Raw genomic sequence first — 9,195 nt, forward strand, 5'->3', positions numbered from 1 at the left:
GGGCGGTGATGGAGAGTTCTCCATTTACCGTATTATAGGCAACGATTTCTACCGAGTCCGAAATGATATCGAACTTAAACTCCAGCTGGCTGTCAGGGGTATTGGCATCACTCACATATTCCCAGAGTTTGAGAATTCGGGTGTCTTCGGTAGTAATCTCGAAGGGATTAGGTAGGCCAGAGAATACCGGCTCATCAGCAACGCCTTGCTGGCCGCCCCAGGCAACGGTCATATTATTAGCCTGACGCATAGCCTTTAGGGCGTTGGCACCCTCCTCATTCAGTTCGATGGCTCCAATGTTCAGGCTTACCCCATCCTGAAGATCCCGCTTCGACCATTCCACAAACATCTTGCTGGCGTTAGCCGAGCTTAAGCCTGAGCCGACTAGGAAGCCGGCGATGGAGTCGGGTTTGGTATCCAGAAGATTGTTCAGCAGGGACTCGGATTCCTGCTTTTTATTCGTTGGTCTTGATCCCTCATCGGAGCCTGCCCCCCGCTCGCCGATTGGTCGGTCGGTGGCTATTCCTGATTCAGCATCTGTATGCACTGGTTTGTCCTCTTTTTCGGAATCAGTTTCCGAAATAGGTGCTTCTTCTGAATCTGAAGCTGCTTTATCTATGTCTGCCTGTTTGGCGCTTGCTGACGGTACTGTATCAAAGTATTGCACATTGGAAACATCCCAAGAGCTGATATCCTGATTGAAAGATTCGGCGCCCTGGAACATGCTTGCCATGTTGGTTGCCTGAGAGACATCCCATGAAAGAGCGGTCAATGTTGCTGATTCTGCGTCTGCTAGCTTGCCTGCTTGTGGTCTACTACCATTATTGAAAGATGAGGCTTTATAGAACATATGACTCATATTGGTTGCATTCGAAACATCCCACCCTGAAAGATCTTGATTGAATGAGTTTGAGCCATAAAACATAGATGCCATATTTCTCACAGAAGACACATTCCAACTTGAGATATCTGCATTAAATGCACTTCTACCAAAAATATCGCTGAAGAAACTGCCTTTCCTATAAAACATAGCACGCATATCCGTTACCTTAGATACATCCCAACTTGAAATATCTTGATTAAATTCATCAGCATTAAGAAACATTTCACTCATATTTGTAACATTTGAAACATCCCAATTTGAAATGTCCTGATTAAATGGAACCGATAGGAGGTTATGACAAAATGCTGTTCCATAAAAAAAATGAGGTTCACAATAATAGTCGATGATCCTTCCTGAAAACATTCCAGACATGTCAGTAACACTAGAGACATCCCATGAACTAATATCTTGGTTAAAAGACCTACGGATATATTCTTTGCCCCCTCCTGACAAATTAATTTGAACCGGTCTAAACAGGTTACTCATATCTGTAATACCTGTAGTAACCGACGTCACCAGCTCTGAGACTTTATCCCTTTTTAGTAGTGAATCCAAGCCTGCACGATCACGCTTAGTGTGTATCACTATCTCTCCATCAATGATCACAAACCCTTGTTCATTGATGGCTGCATCCGGTGCCTTAATGGTTACTCCGTTTTCAGCGAAGTAAAAGTTATTGTAAAGTTTGACCGTATCAGAAATCCCAGATTCTATAACTTCCAATTCCGGTATTTCTACTGTTGCTTCAAGGATGAATTTCACTCCATGAGGATTGGCAACCTGAAAACCTTTCGTGATTAGTTCCCATCTTTGGTTATCAGAATTATAGGCCGGGGCACTGAATCCTACCAGCGCAGTCTCGTCTTCTGCGTTGGTTGCTTTCCAAGAAATGATTTCGTTTTCACCCGAAAGAGGGGATTCATCTCCCAATAATTCGATTGACAAAACAGAATTTAATGAAAAACTATCCGGAGTTACATTCATTGTGATCTCACTTAACCCCAGTCCTCCGTCGATGATTGTCCAATTAAAGTCATTGATGATTTTTTGACGGCTTTCTATTGTTTTACTTGAATAATTAGTGCTATCCACATCCAATGTAAGATTCATTGGTAGGGTTTGCTCCGACCATTTGATCAGTAACGAACTGTAATTCACAATTGAAAGATTCGTTCCTTCCAAAAACCCTTGCGAGCCTGCTTGCATAAACTCAACGGATCCAATCTGCCAGTCCCCCAGATTCTGATCAAATGCAGAAGCATTGTTCAGCATGTTTCGCAGATCGGTTACTTTACTTACATCCCAGCTGGAAATATCTTGATTGAATGAAGAAGCAAACTGGAACATATCGCGCATGGTGGACACATTGCTTGTATTCCATCCGGTGATATCTCCATTAAAAGCTGTTGCGCCATCAAACATGAAACTCATGTCAGTAATAGTAGAAGTATTCCATTCATTCAGATCTGCGTTTACTTTTTCTGCTGAAAAGAACATTGCTGCCAGAGAAGTTACATTGTTCAGGTCAGGTTCATCTGTTGCGTTGTAATTCATATTGCGAGCCCAGGCAAACATTCGGGTCATGTCTTCCCATTGTACCGAACCCCAACTTTCTAAAGATACGAGTTGATCCAAATCACCATCAGCAGCAGGCTCCATTTTAGGGAATACTCCCCCGATCATAATCGTGTAGGTATCTGCTGTTGTATAAGAATGAGAAGGATCCGGATCATCGCCGGTATAGGTTTCCAATGTTCCATCACCCCAGTCAATGGTAAAATCGAAATCAGATATTTCAGATCCTCCACCGGTTGGGATAGTTATGGTTTCATTGGTAGAGGTTGTTTGCCAGCGGGTGGTAAATTCATTTGTTGAACCACCATCATTAATAGTCCAGCCCAAATCGGTAAGGCTGTTATAGCTCGAAGTGGAAATAATAGATCGCGTTGAATTACCAAAAGAAACATCGATATCACTATTAGAAGTCACTTTTTCAGCCCAACCGATGAGCGTAGAATCATAATTTGAAGTAGATAAACCAGCTTCCAGCATAAAGCCAATATCTATCGGCACTGTTATTGGTCCAAAAGTCCCGAAATAATCAAAGGTCTCTGTGTTTCGAATGTCCCAGTTTCCAAGATTCTGATCGAAAGCTGTTGTAGAAGCGAACATACCTCCCATATTGGTAACCGAGCCTACATCCCAGCCCGAAATATCCTGATTAAAGGCTTTAGCTCCCGCAAACATCAGTTCCATATTGGTTACTACCGATACATCCCAATCAGAAATATCTGAGTTAAATGACGACTGAGCATCTGGAGAGAAGAACATCTTTTTCATACTTGAAACAGAAGAAAGGTCCGGGGTATCCTGCGCGGTGATCGTCAGCTCATTAACACCGGCAAACATACTGGTCATATCTTCCCAGGCTATTTCACCCCATAAAACTACACTTTTGACCTTAGATATATTCTCTCCGCCAGTCGCAGAATTCATACCGGGAAATGTACCGGCAATTCGAACTGCTTTGGTTCCGAATGATGTATAGGTATGAGCAATTGCCGGATTGTCTCCTACAAAACGCTCTACCGTTCCATCACCCCAATCAATAGTGAAATCAAAATCTGTCACCTCTGGTCCATTATTGGTTCCAATGGTGATGGTTGGATTTTCTGAAGTGGGTTCCCAAAGACTAATGAACATGCCAAACCGGCCACCGTCTGCGATCGTCCAGCCTTTGAATCCGGTGAGATTATCGTGGGCTCTTGAAGCAGCTCCATATTTGGTATCACCCACATTGAAGGTCACATTTTCAGGCAACCCTTCGAGTTTATTCCAATTGTGAAGCAACAGATCATAATGTTGTTGCGAGAAACTGGTTCCCTGAAGAAAACCAAAATTCCCATTATCGAAACGGGTAGTTTTGGTAATATCCCAGCCGCTTAAGTCTTGGTCAAATTCCGAGGCATTCAGGAACATAGCTCCGAAGTCGGTTACACTACTTACATCCCATTCTGAAACATCTTGATTAAAGCTGGATGCTCCTGCGAACAGTCCAAACATATTGGTTACAGCGCCCGTGTTCCAAGTGGAAACGTTTCCGTTAAAAGACGGTGCATTTTGAAATAATCCTTGCATGTTTGTTACTGATGAAACATTCCAACTGCTTAAATCCTGGTTTAAAGAATCTGCGTTTTGGAACATCTCTCGCATGTTGGTCACCTTGCTGACATCCCATGTTGAAATATCTCCATTGAATATCTTAGCCCCGTCAAACATGAAACTCATGTCGGTTACAGTAGAGGTATTCCATCCGCTGAAATCTCCACTTAGCTTTTCCGCCGCAAAGAACATTCCTGCCATGCTTTCTACCTTACTGAGATCGGGCACATCTGTAGCGTTGTATTCCATATTGCGAGCCCAGGCAAATGAATTGTTCATGCTTTGCCATTCTATACCGCCCCATTGATCTAAGGAAATCAGCTGATTTAGATCCCCATCCTGATTAGGTCGTAAGTAGAAAGTAGAAGCAACAATAACAACTTCATAATCATCTGGCTCAGTGTAAGTATGCGTTGGATCAGGATCATCTCCAGTTACCATATCAACAGTTCCATCTCCCCACGAAATCTGGAAATCGTAATCCGCAATATCTATCCCCCCACCAGTAGGTATAGTTATGGATTCATTGGCAGTGGTAGTGCGCCAGGTTGTGATAAATGGATTACCCGCAAGGCCACCATCATTAATCGTCCATCCCGCATTTAATAGTTGCTGCCTTCCTGCCTGCCCATTTAAAGAATACTGAGTCTCTCCAAAGCTGATGGTAAGATTCGGTTGAACGGTTTGCGAACCCCAACCTGCTAATAAGGAATCGTAATTAGAGGTTGAAAGGGCGGTTCCATTCATAAAAGCGGCACCTTGTGCTTCATCATCAAACGAAACAACCTGGGAAATATCCCACTCCGCAAGATTCTGGTCAAAAGCTGCAGCGTTGGCAAACATTCCGAGCATACTGTCAACAGAAGCCACATTCCAACCTCCAATATCCCCGTTAAAAGATTGAGAGTAGGTGAACATACCGTTCATGTTTTGCACATTTCCTACGTTCCAGCTTGTGATATCACCATTAAAATTTCCGGCAATTAAAAACATTTGCTGCATATTCGTAACCCCGGAAACATCCCAACCTGAAAGATCTGGAGTAGCGATCCCGGAAAACATGAACATACTTGCCATTGAAGTGACTTGGGAAAGATCAGGAGCGTCGCTTGCTGTAATACTCAAATTGTTGGTGGAAGCAAAACTGGTGGTCATACTCTCCCATTTTATATCTCCCCATTGAGATACCGTTTTCATATTCTTGTTCGTACTGGTATTAAAATTAGTTCCCCCTGCTATGTGAGGAAAGTCTCCGGATATTTTGACAGTCCTGTCTCCTTCTGTAGCATAGGTTTTTGTTACGGTTGGAGCATCTCCGTTAAAGAATTCTATCTCTCCATTTCCCCAGTCAATGCGGAAATCATATGGCGAAAGATCTTTTCCATCCGCTTCATCTGCTGTTGGAAATGTAATGGACATGTTACCTCCACTTACATCCCAGGTGGTAATAAATGGGCGGTTGCCACGGGGATCGAGTACCACTGATTTCGTCTGACCAAGATTTTCATACTCGGTGTATTGCACCTCAACGGAAAGCGTACCTAAAGCAGATTCATGATCATCGGCTTTAAAAGCAATGTGCCAATTTTCATTGGTGGCATCATAAACCGGATCGGCTATGGTCAATCCATAATCGTTGGTTATGGTCCAGGTTAAATCATCATCGCTTATAATAGGATTGGCGTTAGCATCCTGAGCGGTAAAGCGGAGTGTATCTGTAAAACCGGGGTATATCGTTAACGTATCCGTACGATCCGAAAGCAATGTTAACTGTAATGTTGCGGGGTTGATTGTAACCGAAACTGTATCAAAAGCAAAAGAGTTGTCACTATCTCTAGCTACAGCAATAAACTCAGCAGTACCATAGCTATCCGGAGTTACTGTAAAACTCAGTGTATTTGTCTCTGAATTTATGGAAGTTTTAAACAACTCCATATTGCTGCTTTCTGCGAAATAGGTAAGCTCACTCCCAGCATCCTCTGCATCACTAAATACCGCCGTCAGATCAATTGGATCTATCGTTCCATCTTCATTAATGATAATATCTGCAATAGGATTTGCTACCGTTGGTGCATCATTTACCGGATTTACCGTAACGGTGAATGAATTATCTGCAGTTAATCCGCCGGAGTCGGTTGCCCGTATGTTGATATCTGCTGTTCCAAACTCATTTGCTCCATAAGCCAGCGTCAGGATATCTGTAGAATTATTTACGGAAGCAGTAACTAATGTAGAGTTCGAATTGGTTTCTACTGAATAGACCAAATCACCGGCAGATTGCTCAGCATCTGAGAAATAGGCAGTCAGATTTATGATTGTATTCTCTGCATCTTCATCAACCGTAACATCGGCTATAGGTGCAGCAACAAGCGGCCCTGTATTAGGTACCGTTATGTTTATCGAAAAATTATCATCAACACTGGAAGTCCCATTCTCTAAAGAAACAGAAGCCAATATATCCAGCGCATATTCCTGATCAGTTTCACTTACCGTAATTCCACTTAAATCATATCCCCACTGCTGTCGGGTTTCATTGTACACCGGAGTGCCTGTGGCTGTCATTCCTGTAGCCGGGGTTAAGGTCCAGCCCGGGTTTAATGCATCTGTAGCTACGGTTCCATCAATAGTAAGATCCATCCAAAGGGTATCCGTCACTGTTGTGTCTATGGGCGAAATTTCGTCAGTCGATAAACTCAGTGCACCTGCTGTTAAACCACCATCGGTAATAGACCAGCCGAATGTATTGATCAATACATCCCGCCCTTCAAGCCCGGCGAGATTATAGGTGGTTGTACCGGCCGAAAAGTCTACGTTATCCTGAAGAGTCAACGCACTCCAACTGCTGAGCATGGCTGTATAATTAGCCGTACTTAAACTGGTACTTAGAGCAAAGAAAAACATGTCTTTCACATTGCTGATGTCCCATGAACTTAAATCCTGATTAAACGCTGAAGCCTCTGCAAACATCGTTGACATAGAGTCAGCATTTGATACATCCCAGCCAGCAAGCCCGGTTCCTGTGAAGGCTGTGGCCCCACTAAAGGTGGCGGTAAAGTTAAGCGCGTTTGCTTCTGAGAAGGGAGCTGAAGAAAAAGTCCAGCCGGATAGATCGCCATTAAAGGAGGCTGCATTTGCAAACATTTCACCAAAATCAGTAATAGATGATACATCCCAGCCACTAAAATCAGCGGTCGATAAACCCGTAAAGGCAAACATTCCTTTCAGGCTACTTGCACCTGATAAATCAGGAGTATCTGAGGCATTATAGGTTACCAGATTCGTAGCCTGATAAAACATATTCTCCATGGACTCCCAGGCAATATCTCCCCATTGATCAATCGAGATTAGTCCACTCAAGTCCGCTTGATCACCGGCGAAATATGGAAATGTTCCGCCAATTAAAATCTCATGGTCTCCCGAACTTCCATAAGTATGACTTACAGAAGGCTCATTGCCTGAATAGGTTTCTACCGTTCCGTCGCCCCAATCAATAGTGAAGTCATAATCAGATACACCATCTCCTCTTGTTGGGATGGTTACCGTTTGTCCCGGAGCCGATGTATTCCAGGTTGTGATAAATGCTGTTGCCGGATCTACACTCAGCCCTTCGATAACATTCACGGTCAATGTTTCTGTCGCCTCATTTAGTTCTGCATCGGTAATTGTGATGCTAAGCTCAAATGTTTGGGCCGTTGATGGACCTGTAAGTGACAGATATCCGCTCGTTAAATTTACTGAGGGACTTCCCAGACCTCCCGGTGAGGTCGAAAAATCGTAGGAAAGTGAAGCATCTCCTGTAACCAAATCATTTACAAAACTGAATAGATTAAGAGAATCGGTCGCACTTGTGTTTAGCTCAAAAGCAGCGGGTAATCCAAAAAACCACGGGGCTTCAGATTGACCACCATCATTAATAGTCCATCCAAAATCATCAATAATATCCTGACGTGCATTAGCAGGTGCACCTCCTGTGTAGGTGATGGATGGATCCACCGTCAACTCAACCCCAACCCCGGATTGTAATGACTGTTGCGACCACCCAATGAGTAACGAATCATAATTCTCCCGAGACATTCCGGCACCAATAAGAAACCCACCATCCGGATTCATGAAATCACCACTGCCTAACCCATTAAGACTTACCACATTGCTTACATCCCAAGCACCTAAATTTTGATCGAAGGAAGAAGCTCCCCAAAACATATCATCCAATGTATTTGCACCCGACATATTCCAACCGGAAATATCTGCATTGAAGGAACTCGCATTCTTGAACATATCTACAAAACCTCCCACACTCGAAACATCCCAGTTCCCAATATCTCCATTGAAAGAGGTAGCGCCATTAAACATTCCAAAAAAATCAATTACTTTTGTAAGGTCAGGAGCATCCGTAGCATTGTATGTCATATTACTGGCCCCCTGAAACATTCCTGCCATACTTTCCCACTGGATATCACCCCACTGATCTACAGAAACAAGCTGCTTAATGGTAGTAGTATCGTCACCGGTTTCAAATGGATCGTTGGACATGTGATAAAACGAGCCTGTAATACTAATCTGGTAATCCCCGGAGGTAGCATATACATGACTGGGATTTGGACTTCCCCCTGTATAGTTTTCTGCCGAAGATCCATCTCCCCAGTTTATGGTAAAATCATACTCTTTTGGGCTGAACGTGATTGGATCAAAAACTACCGGAGTATATATAGTCACGGAATCACCCGGTGACGCAATATCCCATGTAGTTTTGAAAGCGTCCTGGGCAAAAGTGGCAGTTACATTAAGAAGAATAACAGAGAGGAGGAGTATCAATTTTTTCATATAAGGAAAGTATTTATTTAGAAGGGATTTTGCCCCCGAAACCAACGCTGTAAATATAATTTGCGCTAAAAATCCTCTTTTGACTACCCGAATACAATAGGCAGGACTACTCATTCGTATAGGTACATGTACCTATAAATGGGCTAATTGTAACTTTGAAGCATGTTTACTAGCCAGCGGTCTCCACAAAAATCAAGTTTAAACGCATTGCCTATAAAGTAGCTTAAAACCAAAAAAGCACTCTCCTGAAATCAAGAGAGTGCTTTAAGTTGTACCCCAAAATTCACTTAGAATTTCAGACTTCGATTTCTATTACTTAATCAGCA

Annotated in this window: 3 pseudogenes; all 3 read right to left on the reverse strand. The window is 43.1% G+C overall.

What is annotated here, in order from left to right:
* Positions 1–595: 595 nt before the first annotated feature.
* The 3 pseudogenes from CL667_09430 to CL667_09440 all read right to left on the reverse strand — a co-directional run bounded on the left by CL667_09430 (position 596) and on the right by CL667_09440 (position 8,983).
* Positions 596–4,897: pseudogene (locus CL667_09430) on the reverse strand (hypothetical protein).
* A 2,052-nt stretch (positions 4,898–6,949) separates the two neighbouring features.
* Positions 6,950–7,186 (reverse strand): annotated as a pseudogene (locus CL667_09435) (hypothetical protein).
* Positions 7,187–8,176: 990 nt separating this feature from the next.
* Positions 8,177–8,983 (reverse strand): annotated as a pseudogene (locus tag CL667_09440) (hypothetical protein).
* Between the last annotated feature and the right edge of the window lie 212 nt (positions 8,984–9,195).

The sequence above is a fragment of the Balneola sp. genome (assembly GCA_002694685.1).
Taxonomy (GTDB): Bacteria; Bacteroidota; Rhodothermia; order Balneolales; family Balneolaceae; genus Gracilimonas.